The sequence below is a fragment of the Achromobacter sp. RT286_PF genome (assembly GCF_059760425.1).
The window spans coordinates 302,357-323,677 of sequence record NZ_JCBAMR010000003.1 but is presented as its reverse complement, the minus strand read 5'-3'; the positions used below and the strand labels follow the sequence as shown (position 1 = coordinate 323,677).

22 protein-coding genes are annotated in these 21,321 nt (G+C 65.8%); 15 read left to right on the top strand and 7 right to left on the bottom strand.

What is annotated here, in order from left to right; translation table 11 throughout:
- Nucleotides 1–11: 11 nt before the first annotated feature.
- From AC6LJY_RS05150 to AC6LJY_RS05125, 6 genes are all read left to right on the top strand, one after another.
- On the top strand, nucleotides 12–1,025 hold the full coding sequence (locus AC6LJY_RS05150) for a substrate-binding domain-containing protein (protein WP_314355850.1): 1,014 nt from the start codon (nucleotides 12–14) through the stop codon (nucleotides 1,023–1,025).
- Between the two features lie 28 nt (nucleotides 1,026–1,053).
- A complete protein-coding gene (locus tag AC6LJY_RS05145) occupies nucleotides 1,054–1,851 on the top strand; it encodes a phosphodiesterase (RefSeq protein ID WP_046803936.1) in 798 nt (265 codons plus the stop codon).
- A 137-nt stretch (nucleotides 1,852–1,988) separates the two neighbouring features.
- Nucleotides 1,989–3,044, top strand: a complete 1,056-nt coding sequence (locus tag AC6LJY_RS05140) for an ATP-binding cassette domain-containing protein (protein WP_314355851.1) — start codon at nucleotides 1,989–1,991, stop codon at nucleotides 3,042–3,044.
- 34 nt (nucleotides 3,045–3,078) lie between these two features.
- Entirely contained in the window at nucleotides 3,079–4,374 is a 1,296-nt protein-coding gene (locus tag AC6LJY_RS05135) for an extracellular solute-binding protein (RefSeq protein ID WP_314355852.1), read from the top strand.
- A 13-nt stretch (nucleotides 4,375–4,387) separates the two neighbouring features.
- Nucleotides 4,388–5,263, top strand: a complete 876-nt coding sequence (locus AC6LJY_RS05130) for a carbohydrate ABC transporter permease (RefSeq protein WP_046803939.1) — start codon at nucleotides 4,388–4,390, stop codon at nucleotides 5,261–5,263.
- Complete coding sequence (locus AC6LJY_RS05125) at nucleotides 5,260–6,060, top strand: carbohydrate ABC transporter permease (RefSeq protein ID WP_046803940.1); 801 nt, start codon at nucleotides 5,260–5,262, stop codon at nucleotides 6,058–6,060. Before AC6LJY_RS05130 ends, AC6LJY_RS05125 begins: the two co-directional genes overlap by 4 nt.
- A 112-nt stretch (nucleotides 6,061–6,172) precedes the next feature.
- Here the strand turns inward: AC6LJY_RS05125 and AC6LJY_RS05120 are convergent, their stop codons facing one another.
- Nucleotides 6,173–6,490: a hypothetical protein gene (locus AC6LJY_RS05120; RefSeq protein ID WP_046803941.1), complete on the bottom strand. Its 318-nt coding sequence runs from the start codon at nucleotides 6,488–6,490 to the stop codon at nucleotides 6,173–6,175.
- A 79-nt stretch (nucleotides 6,491–6,569) separates the two neighbouring features.
- The gene (locus AC6LJY_RS05115; protein WP_314355853.1) at nucleotides 6,570–6,911 is read right to left on the bottom strand and encodes a DUF1840 family protein; all 342 of its coding nucleotides are present in this window, start codon (nucleotides 6,909–6,911) and stop codon (nucleotides 6,570–6,572) included.
- 304 nt (nucleotides 6,912–7,215) lie between these two features.
- On the opposite strand from AC6LJY_RS05115, the gene argS reads away from it, so the two are divergent.
- The 5 genes from argS (at nucleotide 7,216) to AC6LJY_RS05090 (ending at nucleotide 12,742) form a co-directional block, all read left to right on the top strand.
- The gene (gene argS / locus AC6LJY_RS05110) at nucleotides 7,216–8,901 is read left to right on the top strand and encodes an arginine--tRNA ligase (protein WP_104144676.1); all 1,686 of its coding nucleotides are present in this window, start codon (nucleotides 7,216–7,218) and stop codon (nucleotides 8,899–8,901) included.
- 9 nt (nucleotides 8,902–8,910) lie between these two features.
- Nucleotides 8,911–9,645 carry an SPOR domain-containing protein gene (locus AC6LJY_RS05105; protein WP_219991517.1) on the top strand — a complete coding sequence of 245 codons (735 nt, stop codon included), beginning with the start codon at nucleotides 8,911–8,913 and terminating at the stop codon, nucleotides 9,643–9,645.
- Between the two features lie 81 nt (nucleotides 9,646–9,726).
- Complete coding sequence (locus AC6LJY_RS05100) at nucleotides 9,727–10,359, top strand: thiol:disulfide interchange protein DsbA/DsbL (RefSeq protein WP_046803945.1); 633 nt, start codon at nucleotides 9,727–9,729, stop codon at nucleotides 10,357–10,359.
- Between the two features lie 167 nt (nucleotides 10,360–10,526).
- Nucleotides 10,527–11,744, top strand: a complete 1,218-nt coding sequence (locus AC6LJY_RS05095; RefSeq protein WP_498135419.1) for an ABC transporter substrate-binding protein — start codon at nucleotides 10,527–10,529, stop codon at nucleotides 11,742–11,744.
- Nucleotides 11,723–12,742 carry an alpha/beta hydrolase gene (locus tag AC6LJY_RS05090; RefSeq protein WP_498135418.1) on the top strand — a complete coding sequence of 340 codons (1,020 nt, stop codon included), beginning with the start codon at nucleotides 11,723–11,725 and terminating at the stop codon, nucleotides 12,740–12,742. The genes AC6LJY_RS05095 and AC6LJY_RS05090 overlap by 22 nt, the downstream gene beginning before the upstream one ends.
- 85 nt (nucleotides 12,743–12,827) lie before the next feature.
- Here AC6LJY_RS05090 and metC read toward each other — a convergent pair whose 3' ends face one another.
- Both metC and AC6LJY_RS05080 read right to left on the bottom strand, forming a co-directional pair.
- The gene (gene metC, locus AC6LJY_RS05085) at nucleotides 12,828–14,021 is read right to left on the bottom strand and encodes a cystathionine beta-lyase (protein ID WP_498135417.1); all 1,194 of its coding nucleotides are present in this window, start codon (nucleotides 14,019–14,021) and stop codon (nucleotides 12,828–12,830) included.
- An 83-nt stretch (nucleotides 14,022–14,104) separates the two neighbouring features.
- Nucleotides 14,105–14,926: a nitroreductase gene (locus AC6LJY_RS05080; RefSeq protein ID WP_498135416.1), complete on the bottom strand. Its 822-nt coding sequence runs from the start codon at nucleotides 14,924–14,926 to the stop codon at nucleotides 14,105–14,107.
- 114 nt (nucleotides 14,927–15,040) lie between these two features.
- Here AC6LJY_RS05080 and AC6LJY_RS05075 point away from each other — a divergent pair, with 114 nt between their 5' ends.
- Nucleotides 15,041–15,667, top strand: coding sequence for a LysE family translocator (locus AC6LJY_RS05075; protein WP_046803949.1), 627 nt, complete (start codon nucleotides 15,041–15,043; stop codon nucleotides 15,665–15,667).
- 33 nt (nucleotides 15,668–15,700) lie between these two features.
- Here the strand turns inward: AC6LJY_RS05075 and AC6LJY_RS05070 are convergent, their stop codons facing one another.
- Nucleotides 15,701–16,768, bottom strand: coding sequence for an MBL fold metallo-hydrolase (locus tag AC6LJY_RS05070; RefSeq protein WP_104144672.1), 1,068 nt, complete (start codon nucleotides 16,766–16,768; stop codon nucleotides 15,701–15,703).
- A 73-nt stretch (nucleotides 16,769–16,841) separates the two neighbouring features.
- Between AC6LJY_RS05070 and AC6LJY_RS05065 the strand changes: the two genes are divergently transcribed.
- The 3 genes from AC6LJY_RS05065 (at nucleotide 16,842) to AC6LJY_RS05055 (ending at nucleotide 18,901) form a co-directional block, all read left to right on the top strand.
- Nucleotides 16,842–17,222, top strand: a complete 381-nt coding sequence (locus tag AC6LJY_RS05065) for a MerR family transcriptional regulator (RefSeq protein ID WP_046803951.1) — start codon at nucleotides 16,842–16,844, stop codon at nucleotides 17,220–17,222.
- Nucleotides 17,223–17,232: 10 nt separating this feature from the next.
- Nucleotides 17,233–17,565, top strand: coding sequence for a YnfA family protein (locus AC6LJY_RS05060; RefSeq protein ID WP_185975325.1), 333 nt, complete (start codon nucleotides 17,233–17,235; stop codon nucleotides 17,563–17,565).
- A 262-nt stretch (nucleotides 17,566–17,827) separates the two neighbouring features.
- On the top strand, nucleotides 17,828–18,901 hold the full coding sequence (locus AC6LJY_RS05055; protein ID WP_104144671.1) for a hypothetical protein: 1,074 nt from the start codon (nucleotides 17,828–17,830) through the stop codon (nucleotides 18,899–18,901).
- Here AC6LJY_RS05055 and AC6LJY_RS05050 read toward each other — a convergent pair.
- Nucleotides 18,888–19,859 (bottom strand): Bug family tripartite tricarboxylate transporter substrate binding protein, encoded by a 972-nt coding sequence (locus tag AC6LJY_RS05050; protein ID WP_046803952.1) that lies wholly within the window; start codon nucleotides 19,857–19,859, stop codon nucleotides 18,888–18,890. The genes AC6LJY_RS05055 and AC6LJY_RS05050 overlap by 14 nt on opposite strands.
- Nucleotides 19,860–19,918: 59 nt before the next feature.
- A complete protein-coding gene (locus AC6LJY_RS05045) occupies nucleotides 19,919–21,097 on the bottom strand; it encodes a M20 aminoacylase family protein (RefSeq protein ID WP_498135415.1) in 1,179 nt (392 codons plus the stop codon).
- Nucleotides 21,098–21,321: the final 224 nt, after the last annotated feature.

Below are 21,321 nucleotides of genomic sequence, written 5' to 3'. Positions count from 1 at the left end.
GTAATCCCGGTATGGCTACGCGCCCGTCGCCCCGCTTTTCCATCATTGAAGTGGCCCGCAAGGCAGGCGTATCGCCGGCGACGGTTTCGCGCGCATTCAATCAACCCGAGATCGTCCATCCCGACACGTTGGCGCACATCCGCAGCGTGGCCAAGCGCGCGGGGTTCAGGCCGAACCGCGTTGGCCGCAGCCTGCGCTCCGGCAGCACCCGCACCATCGGGTTGATTCTGCCCACCCTGTCCAATCCCGTGTTCGCCGAGTGCTTTGAAGGCGCCGAGCGCCGTGCGCGCGAATCGGGCTACAGCGTCATGTTGACCGCCACCGGGTATGACCCCGCCGTTGAATCTGCCGCAGTCCAAGGCCTGATCGACCATCAAGTCGACGGCCTGATCCTGACCGTGGCCGACGTCAACAAAAGCGCCACGCTGGACGATCTGGACAGCGCCGGCATGCCTTATGTGCTGGTCTACAACGAGTCGTCCACGCACCCGTTTGCGTCGGTGGACAACCGCGCCGCTGCCAGCGACATGGTCGCGCATCTGGCCGCGCTGGGGCACCGCCGCATTGCGCTGGTGACCGGGCCGCTGACCGCCTCGGATCGCGCCCGCCGCCGTTTGACCGGCGCCCGCGCCTGCGCCAAAAAGCTGAACCTGGACACCGTGCAGCACATCGCCATGAGCTCGCACACCGGCAGCGATGCCGACGTGCTCAAGGCCGCGCTGCGCGGCAAACAGGCGCCTACCGCCCTGTTCTGCTCGAACGACTTGCTGGCCACTGCCGTCATCGCCGATCTGGTGGCGCTGGGCCTGCGCGTGCCCACCGACATTTCGGTGTGCGGCTTTGACGGCATGCGTTTCGGCGCCTTGCTGACGCCGCCGCTGACGACCGTGGCGCAACCCAGCGACGGCATCGGCCAGACGGCCTGCTCGAACCTGCTGGCGCAGATCCATGGCCAACCTGCCCAATCGAACCGCTTGCCGCATTGCATCGTGGTGGGCGGTACCGCGGCGTCCGTACGCCGCTGATCTCTTCAATTACGACAACGCACGCATCATGCTCATTGCCCAAATCACCGACCTGCACATGCGCACCCCGGGCGACAAGGCCTACGGCATCATCGACCCGGCCGCATTCCTAGCGCCGGCCGTGCGCGCGCTGAACGCGCTGACGCCGCGCCCCGACTGCGTACTGATCACAGGCGACCTGACCGACCTGGGCCGCCCGCACGAATACCAGGTGCTACGCGACCATCTGCAAGCGCTGGAGATTCCGTACTTTCTGCTGCCCGGCAACCATGACGACCGCGCGCAACTGCGCGCCGCCTTTCCCGACCACGATTACCTGCAAGGCGGCGGGCCGTTCATTCAGTACGCCATCGAAACCTATCCGCTGCGCCTGTTGGCGCTGGACACGGTGGTGCCGATGAAAAGCCATGGCGAACTTTGCCAGGACCGCCTGGACTGGCTGGCCGCGCGCCTGGCCGAACAGCCGGACCGGCCGACGCTGGTGTTGATGCACCACCCGCCGTTCCTGACCGGCATCGAACACATGGATGCCATCGGCCTTCTGGCCGGCGCGCCGGAGCTGGAACGCGTGGTGTCGCGCTTTCCCAATGTAGAACGGGTGCTGTGCGGCCATCTGCACCGGACCATCTTCCAGCGCTTCGGCGGCACGATCGCGTCAACCTGCCCGGGCACGGCACATCAGTTGGCGCTGGAGCTGGGGCCGCGTCCCACGCTGCAATACATCATGGAACCGCCTGGCTACCAGCTGCATTGGTGGCAAGGCACGAACCTGGTTACGCACCACGCGGTGCTTGGGGAATATCCCGGGCCCTATCCGTTTGCCTGAGCGCTGCGCCGAAGGGGCGCGCAGCGTTGTTTGTAGCCGTTTGGCTTGCCACGAATCCGTCATGTTTGCGCTGCACAATGAAAAGGTTTTCATAACAGGCAACAATGCGGATCTAACAATTAGATCGTCGAGACAGCATGTCATCCATCGTTCTGGATAACCTCACCAAACAGTACGGCGGCGCCGCCGCCATCCACGGCGTCAGCTTCACGGTGCCGGCGGGCAGCTTCACGGTGCTGCTGGGCCCATCCGGCTGCGGCAAGTCGACCACCCTGCGCATGATCGCCGGCCTGGACACGCCCACATCGGGCACCATCCGCATCGGCGATCGCGACGTTACGCAACTGCCACCGGCCAAGCGCCGCATATCCATGGTGTTCCAGTCATACGCGCTGTTCCCGCATTTGTCGGTGCGCGAGAACATCCTGTTCGGCCTCAAGGTCCGCAAGGAACCCGCGCGCGACTTCGACCGCCGCTTGCAGCGTGTGGCCGGGCTGCTGGGCCTGGAGCATCTGCTGGACCGCAAGCCGTCGCAGTTGTCGGGGGGCCAGCAGCAGCGCGTGGCGCTGGGGCGCGCGGTGATTTCCGAAGCGCCGGTGTGCCTGATGGACGAGCCGCTATCCAACCTGGATGCGCAGCTGCGCCACGAGATGCGCCGCGAGATCCGCGCCTTGCAGCAGGACCTGGGCATCACGATGGTGTACGTCACGCACGACCAGACCGAGGCGATGAGCATGGCCGACCAGGTGGTGCTGTTGCGCGGCGGTCAGATCGAACAACACGACACGCCCGACGGCCTGTACGCACGGCCGGCCACCGAGTTCGCCGCGCGTTTCATCGGCACGCCGCCCATGAATCTGATCGGGCTTGCCGCCGCGAACGGCGCCGCCGTTATCGCCGGCACGCAAGGCCCCGTGATCGCCAACGCACCGGCCGGCGCCGTCAAGCTGGGCGTGCGCCCGGAACACATCCGCATCGACAGCACCGGCATACCGGCCATTGTCGAAAGCGTTGAATACTTCGGCGCGGATTCCATCGTGGTGTGCCGAGTAGGCGACACCAGCGGCGTGGCCGTACGAGTGGGCGGCCATTTGCGCGCCCGCGCCGGCGAGGCCCTGAACCTGTCCTGGCAGGACGGGCAACAGCATTTCTTTGCCGCCGATTCGGCGGTGATCAACACCGTCGGGCGCTAGAAGACGCCCATTGCACAGGAAAGGAAACGCCACCATGCGACGCATCGTACTGAAGACCCTGGCCGCCAGCCTGGCCGCCGCTTGCCTGTCCCTGCCGGCACAGGCGCAAAACAAACCCGTCGAGGTCGAGTTCTATTACCCGGTTGCCGTTGGCGGCCCGATCACCAAGATCGTCGACGACATGGTCGCGGACTTCCAGAAGGAAAATCCCGACATCAAGATCAAGCCGATCTACGCCGGCTCGTATCAGGATTCGATCGCCAAGGCGCTGACGGCGCTCAAGGGCGGCACGCCGCCGCAACTGGCCGTGCTGCTGTCCACCGACATGTTCACGCTGATTGATGAAGACGCCATCGTGCCGATCGATTCGCTGGCGAAAAGCGACGCCGACAAGAAGTGGCTGGGCAGCTTCTACGACGCGTTCATGCAGAACAGCCGCTCGGGCGGCCACACCTGGGGCGTGCCGTTCCAGCGTTCGACCATCGTGATGTACTACAACAAGGACCTGTTCAAGGCAGCGGGCCTGGACCCCGAACGCGCGCCCGGCACCTGGGCCGAGCTGGTCGATTACGGCAAGAAGCTGACCAAGCAGGACGCCTCGGGCAACACCACGCAGTGGGGCATCGAGATCCCGTCGGGCGGCGCGTTTGCGTACTGGCTGTTCCAGGCGCTGACCACGCCGAACGGCGCGATCCTGATGAACGAAGCCGGTAACGAGGTCTACCTGGACAAGCCGGCCGTCGTGGAAGCCGCGCAGTTCTGGCGCGACCTGTCGGCCAAGCACAAGATCATGCCCACCGGCACCATTGACTGGGGCACCACGCCCAAGGACTTCCTGGAAAAGAAGGCCGCCATGGTCTGGACCACCACCGGCAACCTGACCAACATCCGCAAGAACGCCGACTTCCCGTTCGGCGTGGCGATGATGCCGCAGCAAAAGCGGGGCGGCAGCCCCACGGGCGGCGGCAACTTCTATATCTTCAAGAGCGGCACGCCGGCGCAGCAGCAGGCCGCGCTGAAGTTCGCGCAGTGGGTCACCACGCCGGAACGCGCGGCCGACTGGAGCATCGCCACGGGCTACGTGGCCGTGACGCCGGCCGCCTGGCAAACCGAAAAGATGAAGAAGTACGCGCAGGAAGTGCCGGCCGCCACGGTCGCGCGCGACCAACTGGAAGTCAGCGTGGCGGAATTTTCCACGCATGAAAACCAGCGCGTCACCAAGACCCTGAACGACGCGCTGCAAGCGGCGTTGACGGGTTCGAAGACGCCGCAGCAGGCGCTGACCGACGCACAGCGCGAGGCCGACCGCATCCTGCGTTCCTACAAATAAACCGACAAGCACGATGAGCCGCTCTTTACATGCGCTTTATGGCTGGCTGCTGTTGCTGCCAGCCATCGTGCTGCTCGCCGCCTTCACGCATTACCCGGCGGTGGCGACGCTTTGGCACAGCTTTTTTTCCACGCCCAAGGGCGCGCGTCCGGCGCGTTTCGTGGGCCTGGAGAACTACGCCGTCATGCGTGACGACCCGGTGTTCTGGCAGTCGCTGTGGAACAACCTGTGGTTTGCGCTGGGCACGATCCCCACGTCCATCGGCATCGCGCTGATCATGGCGTTGTGGGTGAACCGCAACCTGAGCGGCCGCGGCTTTTTGCGCATGGCGTACTTCACGCCCACCGTGCTGCCGATGGTGGCGGTGGCCAACATCTGGCTGTTCTTCTACACGCCGCAGTACGGGCTGATCGCGCAGGTGATGGGCTGGTTCGGTTCGCCCGGCCCGAACTGGCTGGGCAACCGCGAAACTGCCTTGCCCGCGCTGATGCTGGTCACGGTGTGGAAAGAATCCGGCTTCTTCATGATCTTCTACCTGGCCGCCTTGCAGACCGTGTCGCCGTCGCTGCGCGAGGCCGCGATGCTGGAAGGCGCCTCGCGCTGGCAGTATTTCCGCCGCATCCTGTGGCCGCTGTTGATGCCCACCACGCTGTTCGTGCTGATCAATGCGCTGATCAACGCCTTCCGCCTGGTGGACCACGTGGTCGTCATGACGCGCGGCGGGCCGGATAACGCCAGCACCCTGCTGCTGTACTACATCTACCAGGTGGGTTTCAGTTTCTGGGACACGGCTTACGCCGCCACGCTGACCGTCGTGTTGCTGGTGGTGCTGGCGCTGACCGCGCTGTTCAAGTTCCGCTGGCTGGATCGCAGGACGCACTATCAATGAAAGACAAGCTAGATACCCTGGGCGCCTGGGCGCTTGGCCTGCTGTGGATCCTGCCGCTGGCCTACGCGATGTGGGCGGCATTCCACCCGCCCGCCTACGCAACCCGCTTCGAGCTGTTCGCGCCGTTGACGCTGGATAACTTCGTGCGTGCCTGGCACGCGGCGCCGTTTCCGCGCTATTTCCTGAACACCTTCCTGCTGGTGACGATGGTGTTGGCAGCGCAGTTGGTGCTGTCCACGCTGGCGGGCTACGCGTTCGCGCGCTTCGAATTCCGGGGCCGCGATTTCGTCTTCATGCTGGTGCTGCTACAGCTGATGATCATGCCCGACGTGCTGCTGGTAGAGAACTACCGGTCCATGAGCCAGCTGGGCGTCCGCGACACCGTGTTCGCCATCGGCCTGCCGTACTTCGCGTCGGCGTTCGGCATTTTCCTGTTGCGCCAGACCTTCAAGACGGTGCCGCGCGAACTGGAAGAGGCGGCGCGCATGGAAGGCGCGGGCCCCATGCAGATTCTGTGGAAGGTGTATGTACCGTTGGCCAAGCCGATCTACGTGGCGTACGGGCTGGTGTCGGTCAGCCACCACTGGAACAACTTCCTGTGGCCGCTCATCATCACCAACTCGGTGGAATCCCGGCCGCTGACGGTGGGCTTGCAGGTGTTCTCGTCCACGGACCAGGGCATCGACTGGTCGGTCATTACCGCCGCCACGCTGATGTCGGCGGCGCCGCTGCTGATTGCCTTCCTGCTGTTCCAACGGCAATTCGTGCAGTCGTTCATGCGGGCGGGGATCCGCTAGCCTGTGGTCTGTGGTCTGTGGTCTGCGGTCTGTGCGGCCGGCGCCCCGCACCCGAAAAAATCCCCGCCTTGAGCGGGGATTTGTTTTGTGGCGCTTGCCGAGAGCCGCGCCGTCAGTAGCCGACGGTCAGCCCCGGCAGGTCCACCGTGATGCGCGGGCGTTCCAGCGCCAGCGCCAGGTGCTCGGCGAACTCGCGGGCTTCCTTGGTGTCGGTGGACAGGGTGTCGTAGCCCAGGGCATCGGCCACGCCCAGCACCTTATCCAGCAACAACACTTTGCCGCTGGGCCGCAAGGGTTCGCAGCCCAGGGTTTCCCAGGCGCCGTCGAACCAATCGCGCGCGTCGCTCTGGCGCTGCGGGGACGGCTCTACCGTGGCGGTCAGGTCCAGCGACCGGCGGGGGTCGAAAACAATGGTGATGTCGCTGCGCATAAGGGTTTCCTTGAAAGGGCGTCAGGCCGCAAGGGTAAGGCAAAAAACACCGGTCGGATTGTCCGCCCGGCGACATTGCTTACCACCCGCGCGAGGCTTCCCAGGTGACTTCGACGCCCGCTGCCTGTGATTGCCGCAGCATGTCCAGCAACGGAAACGCGCGTTCCTTCAGGCCCACCGTGCGCGCCATGGCCGAACGGGGCGCCTTGTCTTCGTCGTCTTCGTCGTCAAGCGGGCGTTCGGCGACCTCGATGGCGTGTTCGATGCCGGCGATGGCGGGGCCCAGTTGCTCCACCGTGAAAACGCCGCGTTCGGGGATCTTGTCGCCGATGGGTTTGCCCGCTGCCTGCAGAATGAGGCCGGCGTGGTCGGACAGCATCAGGACCTCGGCCACGACCTTGGAGTGAAAGGTAATCAGCATATTGCGGTCTCCCTTATTGAATACGTTACATACACTACCGCAACGCCCCAGGGATGCCAACTGGCGCCCTCGCGCGCGCGACACGGCCCGGACACCGGGCACCCGCGCCGCTGGCTAGGCATTTGATTTTGTTCAGAGTTCCGCCCGCCGCGCGAACGCTTGCCGGACGGTTTGCACGCCCGATCCGCCCGATTGGGCCGCCAAATCAACTATCATTCCGGATGATTCCCGTGACACTGCCGGCCCGGACACCGTCCGTTTGATCCCCGCCTTGGTCACTCACCCAGAACTTCTTCAGACGCCCATGCTCCCCGAGCAACAAAAACAGCTTATCTCCCTGATCCAGGCCGCCGTTGCGCAGAGCCTTCCCGACGCCCAGGCCAATGTGCTGCTTGAGCGCCCCAAGGTTGCCGCCCACGGCGACGTCGCCACCAACGTAGCCATGCAACTGGCCAAGCCGGCCCGCCGCAACCCGCGCGAACTGGCCCAGGCCATCGTGGACGCGCTGATGGCCGCCCCCGGTGCCCGAGATCTGGTCGACAGCGCTGAAATCGCCGGCCCCGGCTTCATCAACCTGCGTATCACCGCCGCCGCGCGCCAGGCCGTCATCGCCGCCGTGGCCGAGCAGGGCGCAAGCTTTGGCCGCGCCCCGCGCAGCGGCGAGAAGATCCTGGTTGAATTCGTGTCGGCCAACCCCACCGGCCCGCTGCACGTGGGCCACGCGCGCCAAGCCGCGCTGGGCGACGCCCTGTGCCGCCTGTACGACGCCATCGGCTGGGACGTCACCCGCGAGTTCTACTACAACGACGCCGGCAACCAGATCCACAACCTGGCCATCAGCGTGCAGGCGCGTGCCCGTGGCCTGACGACGGAATCCCCCGACTGGCCGGAAGACGGCTACAAGGGCGACTACATCGCCGACATCGCGCGCGACTTCCAGGCCGGCAAGACCATCCAGCCGTCCGACGGCGAACCCGTCACCGCCACCGGCAACATCGACAACCTGGACGACATCCGCGTTTTCGCCGTAGCGTACCTGCGCCGCGAACAAGACCTGGACTTGCAGGCGTTCGGCCTGGCGTTCGACAACTACTACCTGGAAAGCTCGCTGTACACGTCGGGCCGCGTCGAAGCCACCGTCAAGGCGCTGGTTGCCGGCGGTCATACCTATGAAGAAGGCGGCGCGCTGTGGCTGCGCACCACCGAACTGGGCACGGGCGACGACAAAGACCGCGTCATGCGCAAAAGCGAAGGCGGCTACACCTACTTCGTGCCGGACGTGGCGTATCACAAGGCCAAATGGGAACGCGGCTTTCACCGCGCCGTGAACATCCAGGGCAGCGACCACCACGGCACCGTGGCCCGCGTGCGCGCCGGCTTGCAGGCGCTGGAAGAGGGCATCCCCAAGGATTACCCGTCGTACGTGCTGCACAAGATGGTCAAGGTGATGCGCGGCGGCGAAGAGGTCAAGATCTCCAAGCGCGCCGGCAGCTACGTCACCATGCGCGACCTGATCGACTGGGTCGGGCGCGACGCCGTGCGCTACTTCCTGATCCAGCGCCGCGCCGACACCGAATTTGTATTTGACGTGGACCTGGCCTTGTCGAAAAGCGACGAGAACCCCGTCTATTACATCCAGTACGCGCACGCTCGCATCTGCACGATGATCAACAACGCCGGCATGCCCGCCGCTGACGTGGCCGCCGCCGATACGTCCTTGCTGACCGCGCCGTCCGAATTCGCGCTGATGCAACGCCTGGCCGAATTCCCCAACGTGGTGGCGCTGGCGGCGCAAGACCTGTCGCCGCACCACATCGCGTTCTGGCTGCGCGACTGCGCCTCGGACTTCCACGCCTGGTACAGCGCCGAACGCGTGCTGGTTGACGACGTGGCCCTGAAGCTGGCCCGCCTGCGCCTGGCCGCCACCACGCGTCAGGTCCTGGCCAACGGCCTGGAACTGATGGGCGTATCCGCGCCCGAGCGGATGTAACATCGGTTCATGGCAACAAAGCGCAAAACCACCCGCCGTTCCTCCGGCGAAAGCGGCAGCACCCTTTACGGGGCGCTCGCCGGCCTGCTCATCGGTCTGATCGTGGCCGCCGTCGTGGCCTTCTACGTCACCAAGGCGCCGATCCCCTTCGTGGACCGGGCCACTCGCCAGGGCGACCCCGGCAAGCTACCCGATCCGCGCCAGGCGCCGGACCCCAACGCGGGCCTGTACGGCCGCGACGGCGCGGCGGGCGCGCCGCCCACCGGCCCCACCGCCACCGCTCCGGCGCCGCTGCCGGGCGCGGGCACGGGATCGGGCGCCGCGTCCAAGCCTGACGAAACCCCGTCCCGGCTGGACGATCTGGGCGCGCTGATCGCCACGCTACCTTCCACCGCCAAACCGCAAGCCGCCGCGCCTGCGGCCAGCGCCCCCGGCACCGCCCCCACGCCGCTGTCCAAGCCCGCACCAGCGCCCACGCCGGCTCCTGCGGCCAAGGCCGCCGCGCCGGCCGCAACCGGCACGTACTACCTGCAAGCCGGCGCGTTCCGAGGCGAAAACGACGCGGAATCGCTCAAAGCCCGCATTATTCTGCTGGGCTTGCCGGTTGCCGTGCAAAAGGCCGAAGTGAACGGCAAGCCGCTGAACCGCGTGCGCGTCGGCCCGTTTGCGCGGCTGGACGACATGAACCGGGCGCGCGGCCGCCTGGGCGAAAACAAGATCGAAACCGCCGTGGTGCGCCAGTAGCGCGATGCGGCGCCATTTTTTTCATTGAACTAATCCGGCCCCGGGCCTGTCTGTAACTTTTTACTCAGGAACCTCTCATCCATGTTGTCCCCCAAGATCGTTCGCATCATGGCCGCGGCCGCGCTGACCGCCTCCGCGTTCTTCAGCCCGGTTAGCCACGCCCAAGGCACCCAAGCCTACGTGGCCATCAACCCGCCGCTGCCCTCCGATACCCCGGGCAAAGTGGAAGTGCTGGAATTCTTCGCCTACACCTGCCCGCACTGCGCCGCCATGGAACCCATGGTCGAAGCCTGGGCCAAGACCGCGCCGTCGGACGTCGTCCTCAAGCAAGTGCCCATCGCCTTCAATGCCGGCATGAAACCGCTGCAACAGGTCTACTACACGTTCATGGCCCTGGAACGCCCCGACCTGCACGCCAAGTTCTTCACCGCCATCCACGGCGAAAACAAGCGCCTGTTCGACAAGAAGTCGATGGGCGAATGGGCCGCCTCGCAAGGCGTGGACCGCGCCAAGTTCGATTCCGTGTTTGACTCGTTCAGCGTGCAAACCCAAGTGCAGCGCGCCACGCAGCTGGCCGACGCCTACCGCATCGACGGCACCCCGTCGTTTGCCGTTGGCGGCAAGTTCATGACCTCGCCGGTCATGGCGGGCAACAGCTATGAAGGCGCCCTGAAGGAAGTCGACAAGCTGGTCCCGATGGCGCGCAACAAGTAAGTCACGCGCCCCCCTTCGCTTCATCGTGCAAAACGCCTCGGCCACATGGCCGGGGCGTTTTTCTTTGGGAAATCGTTGAGGAAGTCTTCCATCTTTCTTATTTGCCGGGGCTACACTTTTGCCACAAGAATTCGCCGCGACGACGGCATCAAAAGGGTGGAAGACAAATGAAGCAGCAATTCCTGCGTAAACGCGCGGCACAAGCGCTGGGCCTGTGCCTGGCATTGACCGCCATCGCCACGCACGCCAACACGGCGGACGGCGTGAAGATCGGCGTACTGACGGACATGGCGGGCGTTACCGCCGACGCCACCGGCAAGGGCTCGGTGGAAGCCGCCCGACTGGCTATCGAAGAAATGGGCGGCACGGTGCTGGGCAAACCCATCTCGCTGGTCTCGGGCGACCACCAACACCGCCCCGACATCGGCAGCAGCATGGTCCGCAAGTGGTACGACACCGACGGCGTGGACGTTGTGGTGGACGTGCCCAATTCCTCGGTCGCGCTGGCGGTGCAGGGCATCGCGCGCGAAAAGAAAAAACTGGTGCTGTTCTCCAGCCCCGGCACCACCGCGCTGTCGCAGGCGCAGTGCTCGCCTTACGGCGTGCAGTGGACGTACACCACCTACGCCTTGTCGCGCGGCACCGCCACCGCCGTGGTGAACGAGGGCAACAAGCGCTGGTTCATCCTGGCGTCGGACTACGCCTTCGGCAAACAGCTGGCGGCGGACACGGAAACCGTCGTGAAAGCCAATGGCGGCGAAGTCGCAGGCACCGTGTTCCACCCCCTGAACGCGTCGGACTTTGCGTCGTTCCTGTTGCAGGCGCAGGGCTCCAAGGCGCAGATCATTGCCATTGCGAACGCGGGCGGCGACACGATTTCGGCTATCAAGCAGGCGGCGGAATTCGGCATTGGCGGCGCACAACAGCTGGCGGCGATGCTGCTGCTGATCACAGACGTGCACAGCCTGGGGCTGCAAGCGGCGCAGAAAACCTACCTGACGGTGCCGTCGTACTGGGACATGAACGAGGGCACGCGCGCCTTCACCAAGAAGTTCGAGGCGCGCGTCGGCCGCCCGCCCACCTTCCTGCAAGCCGGTGTGTACGGCCAGGTGCGGCACTACCTGCAAGCGGTGAAGGCGGCCGGCACGGCGGACTCGGACGCAGTGATGGCCAAGATGAAATCGCTGCCCATCGATGACCCGTTCAGCATGAACGCACGCATCCGCGAAGACGGCCTGGTGGTGCGCGACATGATGCTGGCGCAAGTGAAGACCCCCGCGCAGTCCAAGGCCCCGTGGGACTACTACAACATCGTGCGCAGCATTCCCGGCGACACGCTGGCCTGGCCGCTGTCGGACAGCCAATGCCCGCAGGTCAAGCGATGACGCGGCCCAAGCCTGACGCCGGGGCTGCCCCGCGCGCGCAGCCCCGGGCCGATGCCGTCACGCTGGCCGACTTCGGCAGCTTCTACGCGGGCGGCAGGCCGGTGCGCGTGGCCGGGCTGCCGCAGCGCGAGATTGCTTTCACAAAAAGCGCGTCGCTAGCGTATGACCCGAATGGCCTGTACCACTTCGAGCAGGCGTATGTGCAGTACTTCATCCCGGCGCGCTTGGCGCATCCGCTGCCCATCGTGCTGCTGCACGGCGGCGGCATGACGGGCGCGATGTGGGAACAGACGCCGGACGGTCGCGCGGGCTGGATGCAGCACTTTCTGCGCCAGGGCCACGCGGTGTATGTGGTGGACAACGTCGAACGCGGCCGCGCCGGCTGGGCGCCGTTTGAGCAGGTGTGGCCCGAGGCGCCCATCATGCGTACCGCCGAAGAAAGCTGGTCGTTGTTCCGTCTGGGCCGCGCCGAGGATTTCGGGATGCGCCGTCCCTTCGCGGGGCAGCGCTTTCCGGTGGGTGCGTTCGACGATTTCATCCGGCACGCGGTGCCGCGCTGGCTGAGCAACAACGAGGCGGCGTTGCACGGTTTCTGCGCGGCGCTGGATCGCATCGGACCCTGCGTGGTCGTGGCGCACAGCCATGGCGGCGAGGTCGCTTACCGGGCGCTTCATGCGCGGCCCGATCTGGTGCGTGGTGTGATCGGCATCGAACCGTCGGGCTACTCCGCCGACGTCACGACCGCCGCCGTGGCGAACAAGCCGTTCCTGTTCGTCTATGGCGACTATCTGGACGCCACGCCGCTATGGCAACGCCTGTGCGCAAGCGCGCGGGACTATGCAGAATCGTTGGCACGCCACGGCGCCCGGGTGGACACGTGGCGGCTGGCCGACATGGGTATCGCCGGCAATTCGCACATGCCAATGATGGACGACAACAGCGACGACATCGCCGCCCGCATCGGCGCGTGGATCCGCGGCGCGGTAGCGGACGACTAAGCGGGCGCCTAAGCTGGGGTGACTATGCCGGGGGACTACGCGCGCCGCCACGCCTGGCGCGGCGGCGTCACATAAGCCGGCGGCGCTATGCGCTGACCGCCGCCGCCTTTTCCAGCGCCTGGGTCAGGTCCGCGATGATGTCCTCGGGCGCTTCCAGGCCGATGTGCAAGCGCACCACCGCGTTCACGCCTTCGCCCCAATAGCGGTGCTTGGACAAATCCTTGGGCGACACCAGCTGCACCAGACTTTCGTAGCCGCCCCACGAAAAGCCGATGCCGAACAACGTCAGGGCATCCACGAACACGCGCGCGGCGGCGGGCGACAGGCGCAACTCAACCGACAGCATGCCGTTGGACCCGGAGCAATCGCGCTGCCACAGCGCGTGGCCGGGATCTTCGGGCAACGCCGGGTGGAAAAGGCGCACGGTTTCGGGGCGACTCTTGAAGAATTCGCACACCTGCAAGGCATGGCGCGCGTGCTGCGCCATGCGGATCGGCATCGTGCGCACGCCGCGCAGCGCCAGCCAGGCGTCGTCGGCGCTGATGGAATAACCCATCGCGTACTGCGTGCGGTTCAGCTTTTTGGCAATGCCTTCGTCGTTGGTCACCACCGCGCCCAGCATCAGGTCCGAGTGCCCGCCCACGTACTTCGTGCCGGCAATGATCGACACCTGCGCCCCCAGCGTCAACGGACGGTAGATGTAGCCCGAGCCCCAGGTGTTATCGGTGGCCAGCACCAACCCGTGGCGCTTGGCGAAGGCGGCCATGGCGCCCATGTCCAGCATTTCAAACAGCAGCGAGCCGGGCGATTCCACGTACAGCAGCTTCGTGTTGGGCTGCACCAGCGCGTCCAGGTCGTCGTCGGCCGCGAAGTAGGTGATGTCGATGTTCATGCGCTTGAGCACGGCGTCGTCCAGTTCCCGCATCGGGCCGTAGACGCAATCGGAGATCAGCGCGTGGTCGCCGGCCGAGCACAGCGCCATCATGACCATCGTCATCGCGGACAAGCCCGAGGGCGCCAGGTAGCAATGCGTGCCGCCTTCCAGCTGCGTAAAGACCTGTTCCAGCGCGGCGTGGGTGTCCATGCCCATGCGGCCATAGGTGGTGGCGCGACCGCCTTCGGCCTTGCTGCGCTGCGCCTGTTCCAGCGCGGCCAGGTTCTGGAACCGCACGGTGCTGGCGCGCATCGGCGGCAGCGGCACGGGCGCGGTACCGGTCTGGGGGTCGAACGGGGCGGTGCCCGCGTGCTGCAAAACCGTATCGATGTGTTTGGAGGTCATCTTCGAAGGAACGCTGGAGAAATGAACAGGGCCGGACTCGGGGCGAACAGGGTGAACCATATCAGGCGCGGCGGCGCCTGTCCCTAGGCCGTGACCCAACTGACCGTTTCGGGCAGGTCGGCGCGGCGCGTGCGGTAGCTGTTGGCCGGATGATCGGCGTCGGCATAGCCGAACGAGATGCCGCAGACCACGCGCCGGTCGGCGTTGATGCCCAGCACGTCGCGCAGTACCTCGGGGTACATCGCCAGCGACGCCTGGGCCACCGTGGCCACGCCGTTGGCCTGCGCCGCCAGCAGGAAGTTGGCGACGTAGCCGCCGCAATCCATCGCGCCGTATTCGCCCAGCGCCTCGTCGGTGGTGATGATGGCTACGTGCGGCGCATCGAACAGCTGGAAGTTGCGCAATTCTTGCTGGCGATAGGCGTCGCGATCACCGCGCGCCACGCCCACCGCGCCGTACAGCTGAAAGCCCGATTCGCGGCGGCGCGCCAGGTATTCGTTGCGGTATTCGCGGGGGAAGGGGAAGTCGGGGGTAAAGCCCGACGACGCATCGGCTTGTTGCGCCCGCGCCAGCAGCGCGGCGCGCAAGCGCTCGGTACCCGCGCCTTCGGTCACCGCGACCCGCCAGGGCTGGCAGTTGCACCATGACGCCGTGCGCTGGGCCAGCGTCAGGATGCGTTCGATGACGTCGCGCGGCACGGGCGCGGGCAGGAAGGCACGGCAGCTGTGCCGGGCCAGCAGCAGGGCGTGCAGCGCGGCGTCGGGGCCGGCTGCGGTGTCGAGGCCGGGGCCGGCGTGGGAGGCATGTCGGGCCGGGGCGGCTTGCGATGCTTCGGACGCTTGCGATGCTTCTGGCGCTTGCGATGCTTGCGATGCTTGCGATGCCTGCGCGGCGTTTGTCGTCATGGCGTGTCTCTCTCTGTCCTTGGGGTTCCGTGGCAGCGCTGAACTGCGGGGAATTTGCCCTTATGATGCCATTCTCCGGGCTACCCGGCGCCCACCTCCACCAGGCCACGTCCCATGCTGCCCTTCGACACCCTGATCGCTTTTTTCGGCATTGCCGTGCTGCTGGCGCTGACGCCCGGGCCGGACAATGTGTTCGTGCTGATGCAGTCCGCTATCTGGGGACGCAAGGCGGGCATGCTGGTGGTGCTGGGGCTGTGCACCGGTCTGCTGGGCCACACGGCCGCCGTCGCCCTCGGGCTTGCCGCCGTGTTCGCGGCCTCGCCCATGGCGTTCACGGCGCTTAAGCTGGCGGGTGCGGCGTACCTGACATACCTGGCCTGGCAGATCCTGCGCGCCCCCGTGGAATCGGAAGACGGCAAACGGCCCGAACCGCTCAAGCCCGGCGCGCTGTACCGGCGCGGCATCGTCATGAACCTGACCAACCCCAAGGTGCTGCTGTTCTTCTTCGCCTTCCTGCCGCAATTCACCACGCCCGCGCTGGGCCCGGTCGGCTTGCAGGTCATGCAGCTTGGCGCCGTGTTCATGGTGTCGACGTTGCTGGTGTTCGGCGCCATCGCGTTCTTTTCCGGCGCGTTCGGCGAACTGCTGCAACGCTCGGTCACGGCCAAGCGTTGGCTCAATCGCATCGCCGCCCTGGTGTTCGTGGGCCTTGCCGTCAGGCTGGCCACGGCGACACGCTGACGGGTCCGGTCATGAACCCGCCGCGCTTGTCGATCACGCAGCCGTGAACCGCACGATGCCGTCGTCGCCGGTGGCACGACGCAGCTTGCCCTCGAAATACAGCGCATGCAGGTGCGCCAGCGCTTCGCCCATGGCGAAGGTCAGCTGATGCAGGTCCAGCTTGCGCTTGAACAGCACCGGCAAGATGTCCGTCGTTGACTGCGGCTGCGCGGCGCATGCCTCAAGCACTTCGGCCAGACGATCGCGGTGGTGTTCGTGCTGCTGCGCAATGCGCTCGTGCAGGCCCTTGAACGGCCGCCCGTGCGAGGGCAGCACCAGCGCGTCGCGGGGCAGGCCGGCGTAGCCGTCCAGCGACCGCAGGTACAGCGGCAAGGGGTTGGCGTCGGGCTCGTAATCGAACACGCTGATGTTGGTGGAAATGCGCGGCAGCACCATGTCGCCCGAGATCAGCACGTTCAGGTCGGCGCTGTACAGCGAGGCGTGTTCCGGCGCGTGGCCGTAACCCACGATCACGCGCCAGTCGTGGTCACCGATGCGCACCTGATCGCCGTGCATGATGCGCGTGTAGCGGGCGGGCACCGCCGGCACCAGGTTGGGGTAGTAGTTGGCGCGCTGGCGGATCTGCTCTTGCGCGTCCAGGTCCGTCAGGCCATGGCGCGCAAAGTGTTCGACGGCGGATTGGCCGCCCGGGCCGCCGCCCGCTTCGTTGCGGCGCGACGACCACAACGAGGCCACCATGAAGTCCGTCATCGTCATCCACAGCCGCGCGTCCCAGCGTTCGCACAGCCAATGCGCCAGGCCGATGTGGTCGGGGTGCATATGCGTGACCAGGACGCGCAGCACGGGCAGGCCTTCAAGTTCGTTCTTGAAGACGTCTTCCCACAAGGCCTTGACCTCGTCGCGCGAGATGCCACAGTCAACGATGGTCCAGCCGTCCTGGCCGTCGATGCGGTCGCGCAGCAGCCAGAGGTTGATATGATCCAGCGCGAACGGCAGCGGCATCCGGATCCACTTGACGCCTTCCGCCACCACATGGGCCCGGCCGGCTTCGGGCTGGAAGTCCGCCCAGGGGTACTGCAATTTCTGTTCGTTGGGGTTCATTGCCTCTTGCTCCACGCTTGACGTTGACGTCAAGTCATCATAATTTACGTTTACGTAAACTGCCACACGCCGCATGCCCTCGTCAACCTGGACCATCTCTGAGCTCGCCCGCGAGTTCGACGTCACGCCCCGCACGATCCGCTTCTATGAAGACCAGGGTATCGTCAGCCCGGCGCGCGAGGGCCGCAACCGCATCTTTGGCCCGCGCGACCGCACGCGCCTGAAACTGGCGCTACGGGGCAAACGCCTGGGCCTGCAGCTGTCTGAAATCCTGACGCTGATCGACATGTACGACGGCCCCGGCGATACCGAAGTGCAATTGCGCCAGTACCTCAGCGTACTGGAGCAGCACCGCGACACGCTGGAACAACAGCGCCGCGACATCGAAGACACCTTGCAGGAAATTGCGCAGCAGGAACGCGAATGCCGCGCGCTGCTGGCGCAAAAACCCTGAAGGCGCGCACGTGGCGGCCCTGCAAACCCTTGCGCTGTTCGTCCTGACGGCGCTGGCCGAAATCATCGGCTGCTACCTTCCATACCTGTGGTTGCGCAAGGGCCATTCCATCTGGCTGCTTGCCCCGGCCGCGGCCAGCCTGGCGCTTTTCGCGTGGCTGCTGACGCTGCACCCCGCCGCCTCCGGCCGCGTCTACGCCGCTTACGGCGGCGTGTACATCGGCATGGCGTTGATGTGGTTGTGGGCGGTTGACGGCGTGCGGCCCAGCGCAAGCGACTGGCTGGGCGTGGGCCTGTGCCTGGCGGGCATGCTTGTGATCATGTTCGGACCCCGCCCGACCTGACGCGGCCCTACCTACTCGGCCCGACCTGCACAGCCCGACCTCCCCCCGTCGGCGCCTCAGAAAGTTCCGATCAAAAATAAGACTTATCCAATATCTTTGCGTCCGACAGGAAGGCAAGATCGGCAATCGCCATCCCCGCTGCATCGCGGCCGTGATTGCCCGAAGCCCTTGCGCGCCTTCCTTCGGCTTTGCTTCTGTCTTGCCGGGTTCTTGCGGCGGCGCACGGTGGTCAATGGCGGTGTCTCTGGCAACAGGATTCCTCATGCACACGAAGCCCCAACACCCCATCCTCGACCGCCAACCGCAATTGCGCATCGCCGCCGACGCGGCCGGCTTTGAATGCCTGGATACGCATTGGCGGGGCTTGTCGGCGATGTACCGTTTCCAATGCAACGCAGGGCACCAATTCCAGCGCACGCTGCAAACTTTCGGCCGCGCGCTGCAAGTCAAATGCCCGTTATGCGCGGCCGAGGCCAACTTCACACGCTTGGGCGAACTGGCGCAGAAGAACGGGGTCACCTGCCTGGAGCCGCACTGGCTGGGCTGGGATGTACCGCATCGCTTTCAATGCGACGCCGGCCACGCCTGGAACCGCAAGGGCAACAAGGCGCTGCAACGTATCGGTTGCGCCGTGTGTGGGCGCGACGCGGGCTACCGGCGTCGGCGCGACGACCTGCTGGTGCGTATCCAGAAGACCGCCATCGCGCGCGGCGGGCAGTGCCTGGATACCGCCAGCCCGCGCGGGCAAAAGAGCTTTCAGTTCCGCTGCGGCGCGGGGCACGAATGGGAAGCGGCGGGTGCGGATGTGCTGCGTCGAACCTGGTGCCCGGAATGCGCGCGCCTGCGCAAGGTCGAAGGCTATCGGCATCCCGACGGCCTGGCCCGCCTGCAACGCAAGGCCAAAGAGCGCGGCGGCCTGTGCCTGTCGGACGCGTATCGCGGGCTGGGCGTGCGGTATCGATTCCGCTGCGCCGACGGCCACGAATGGCTGACCACCGGCGGCAAGATTCTGCTGGGCAGTTGGTGCGGCGTTTGCGCCAACTTGAACAAGCGGCTGGGCATCGAGGCCGCGCATCAGGCGGCCCGCGATCGCGGTGGCGAATGCCTGACGTCCGTGTACTTGAACACCACCCGAAAAATGCACTGGCTGTGTCATCGCGGTCACGATTGGCATGCGCCGTTCGCGTCGATTCGCGCGGGCCATTGGTGCGCGCAGTGCGCCCACATGGCCCGCATCACCAATGCCAAATCGTTGGCCGCCATGCGTTATCGGGTCATGGGGCTGCCGGTGGATGACCGCGGGCTTCCCCACAAGCCCAGGCTTAATCGGCCTTGATATTGCCTTCTTTGATCAGGCGGGCGTTGTTGGTGAATTCCGCCTGCACCTGCTTGGCAAACGCCTCGCCGGTCGCGGTGCCCGGTTGCAGATACGACTTGGCCAGCAGGTCCTGGAAATCAGCGCTGGCCACCGCGCGCGTCAGCGCCGCCAGCAGCGGCTGGGACACGGTGGGCGGCAAGTTGGCGGGCGCAAACACGCCGAAGTTCGAGTAGTACTGCGCCTGCGGCAACTTCAGTTCGGCCATCGTCGGCACATCGGGCCATGCGGCCAGGCGTTGCGGCGCCATCACCGCCAGCGGCTTTAACGCGCCGTTAGCCACGTGCGGCAGCACCACGTCGCTATTGACCACCAGCAATTCCACCACGCCGCCCAGCCCGTCGGTCAGCGCCTGACTGTTGCCCCGATAGGGCACGTGCAGCATCTGCGTGCCGGTCTGCCTGGTGACGGCGGCCATGCCGATATGCGCCACGGTGCCCTGGCCCGGCGTGCCGTAACGCACGCCTTCCGGATGCGACTTGGCGTAGTCGATCAAGCCCGCAAAGTCCTTGACCGGCAGGGCCTTGGTGGCAACGATGGCCACCGGCGCGACGGCCACGCTGGCCACCGGCGTCAGGTCCTTCATCGGGTCGTAGTTGGTCTTGGCCAGATGCGGGAAGATCGTCAGCGGGCTGGTCGACGCCAGCAGCAGCGTCGTGCCGTCCGGCTGCGAACGCGCGACGAAGTCTGTGCCCACCGATGCACCCGCGCCCGGCTTGTTTTCAACGATGACGGTAACGTTGGCTTCCTTGCGCAGCACGTCGCCCAAACGGCGGCCGATGGCGTCCGCGCTACCGCCCGCCGTGTACGGCACCACCAGCGTGATGGGTTTGGCGGGCCAGCCTTGGGCCATGGCGCCGCTTGCCACGATTGCCAGGGCCGCCCCCGCGGCCTTGATCAGCAAAGTCTTCTTTTTCATATTGTCCTGGTGATGTTGCGTAGCACTGCGTGAGGTAAAGCGTCGGGCGAACAGGCCCGTCAGGCCGTCAGATAGCGTTGCGCCAGGCGAACCCAGTACGACGCGCCCGCCGGAATCAACGAATCATTGAAGTCATAGCTGGCGTTGTGCAACATGCACGGACCCAGCCCGTGGCCGGCCATGCGGTGTTCGCCATCGCCGTTGCCCAGGAAGACATAGCAGCCCGGCTTTTCCTGCAACAGGAACGCGAAGTCTTCCGATGCCATGGCGGGTTCGATCGTCAGCGCGCGTTCGTCGCCGACCACATCGCGCATGACCTGCATGCAGAATTCCGTTTCGGCCACGGTGTTGACCAGCGCCGGGTAGCGGCGTTCGAAGAACACGTCGGCCTCGCAGCCGTGCGCGGCGGCAATGTTGCCGGCTATTTCGTTCATGCGGCGTTCGATCAGGTCGACGACCTCGGTGCGATACGCCCGCACCGAGCCGCCCAGCCACGCCGTGTTCGGAATGACGTTGATGACGCTGCCGCCTGCCTGCACCTGCGTGATCGACAGCACCGCCGCGTCCAGCGGACGCTTGCTGCGGGTCAGGATGGTTTGCAGCGACTGGCCGATGGCGAACAGGGCGGGCACCGGGTCGTTGCAATCCTGCGGCGCGGCGGCGTGGCCGCCCTTGCCCTTGACGGTGATCTTGAAGCCATTGGCCGCCGCCATCATCGGGCCGGCGCATACGCCGAACGCACCGGCCGGCAGGCCCGGCCAGTTGTGCATGCCAAATACGGCTTCACAGGGAAAGCGCGTGAACAGGCCGTCCTGGATCATGGCGCGGCCGCCGGCGCCGCCTTCCTCGGCAGGCTGGAAACACAGGTAGACGGTGCCATCAAAGCCGCCGGCCGTCTGCAAGTGCCGCGCCGCCGCCAGCAGCATGGCGGTGTGGCCGTCGTGGCCGCAACCGTGCATCTTGCCGTCATGGCGCGAGCGGTGTTCAAACTGGTTTTCTTCCTGCATGGGCAGGGCGTCCATGTCGGCGCGCAACATGATGGCCCGGTCCGACGTGCCACGCTTGATCACGCCCACCACACCGGTCTTGGCGATGCCCGTATGCGTCTCGATGCCCCAGCCGCGCAGCGTGTCCGCCACCACTTTGGCGGTTCGGTGCTCTTCGTAGCACAGCTCCGGGTGCATATGGATATCGCGCCGCAGCGCCACAATTTCGTCCAGATTGGATAGTTCAAGCACGGCACACTCCGCTTCGGTCAGGCAAATTCGGGGGACAGGCAGGCATAGTAAACAGCGTTCTTCCCCATGAAAGCGGCAATTTCCTAGGGATAACCCGACTCCAATTTACGTTTACGTAAACGTAATATTTGCGGTGCATCATTGCGCGGCGACACCGGATCGGCGCATGATGAGCCACACGATGGCGGCACGGCGCTGGCCACAGGCGCCCATAAGAATGTAAG

Bases quoted from the DNA above. Each gene is read 5' to 3' on its own strand.
- AC6LJY_RS05150 (WP_314355850.1), top strand. From the start codon at position 12: ATGGCTACGCGCCCGTCGCCCCGCTTTTCCATCATTGAAGTGGCCCGC.
- AC6LJY_RS05145 (WP_046803936.1), top strand. From the start codon at position 1,054: ATGCTCATTGCCCAAATCACCGACCTGCACATGCGCACCCCGGGCGAC.
- AC6LJY_RS05140 (WP_314355851.1), top strand. From the start codon at position 1,989: ATGTCATCCATCGTTCTGGATAACCTCACCAAACAGTACGGCGGCGCC.
- AC6LJY_RS05135 (WP_314355852.1), top strand. From the start codon at position 3,079: ATGCGACGCATCGTACTGAAGACCCTGGCCGCCAGCCTGGCCGCCGCT.
- AC6LJY_RS05130 (WP_046803939.1), top strand. From the start codon at position 4,388: ATGAGCCGCTCTTTACATGCGCTTTATGGCTGGCTGCTGTTGCTGCCA.
- AC6LJY_RS05125 (WP_046803940.1), top strand. From the start codon at position 5,260: ATGAAAGACAAGCTAGATACCCTGGGCGCCTGGGCGCTTGGCCTGCTG.
- AC6LJY_RS05120 (WP_046803941.1), bottom strand. From the start codon at position 6,490: ATGCGCAGCGACATCACCATTGTTTTCGACCCCCGCCGGTCGCTGGAC.
- AC6LJY_RS05115 (WP_314355853.1), bottom strand. From the start codon at position 6,911: ATGCTGATTACCTTTCACTCCAAGGTCGTGGCCGAGGTCCTGATGCTG.
- argS (WP_104144676.1), top strand. From the start codon at position 7,216: ATGCTCCCCGAGCAACAAAAACAGCTTATCTCCCTGATCCAGGCCGCC.
- AC6LJY_RS05105 (WP_219991517.1), top strand. From the start codon at position 8,911: ATGGCAACAAAGCGCAAAACCACCCGCCGTTCCTCCGGCGAAAGCGGC.
- AC6LJY_RS05100 (WP_046803945.1), top strand. From the start codon at position 9,727: ATGTTGTCCCCCAAGATCGTTCGCATCATGGCCGCGGCCGCGCTGACC.
- AC6LJY_RS05095 (WP_498135419.1), top strand. From the start codon at position 10,527: ATGAAGCAGCAATTCCTGCGTAAACGCGCGGCACAAGCGCTGGGCCTG.
- AC6LJY_RS05090 (WP_498135418.1), top strand. From the start codon at position 11,723: ATGCCCGCAGGTCAAGCGATGACGCGGCCCAAGCCTGACGCCGGGGCT.
- metC (WP_498135417.1), bottom strand. From the start codon at position 14,021: ATGACCTCCAAACACATCGATACGGTTTTGCAGCACGCGGGCACCGCC.
- AC6LJY_RS05080 (WP_498135416.1), bottom strand. From the start codon at position 14,926: ATGACGACAAACGCCGCGCAGGCATCGCAAGCATCGCAAGCATCGCAA.
- AC6LJY_RS05075 (WP_046803949.1), top strand. From the start codon at position 15,041: ATGCTGCCCTTCGACACCCTGATCGCTTTTTTCGGCATTGCCGTGCTG.
- AC6LJY_RS05070 (WP_104144672.1), bottom strand. From the start codon at position 16,768: ATGAACCCCAACGAACAGAAATTGCAGTACCCCTGGGCGGACTTCCAG.
- AC6LJY_RS05065 (WP_046803951.1), top strand. From the start codon at position 16,842: ATGCCCTCGTCAACCTGGACCATCTCTGAGCTCGCCCGCGAGTTCGAC.
- AC6LJY_RS05055 (WP_104144671.1), top strand. From the start codon at position 17,828: ATGCACACGAAGCCCCAACACCCCATCCTCGACCGCCAACCGCAATTG.
- AC6LJY_RS05050 (WP_046803952.1), bottom strand. From the start codon at position 19,859: ATGAAAAAGAAGACTTTGCTGATCAAGGCCGCGGGGGCGGCCCTGGCA.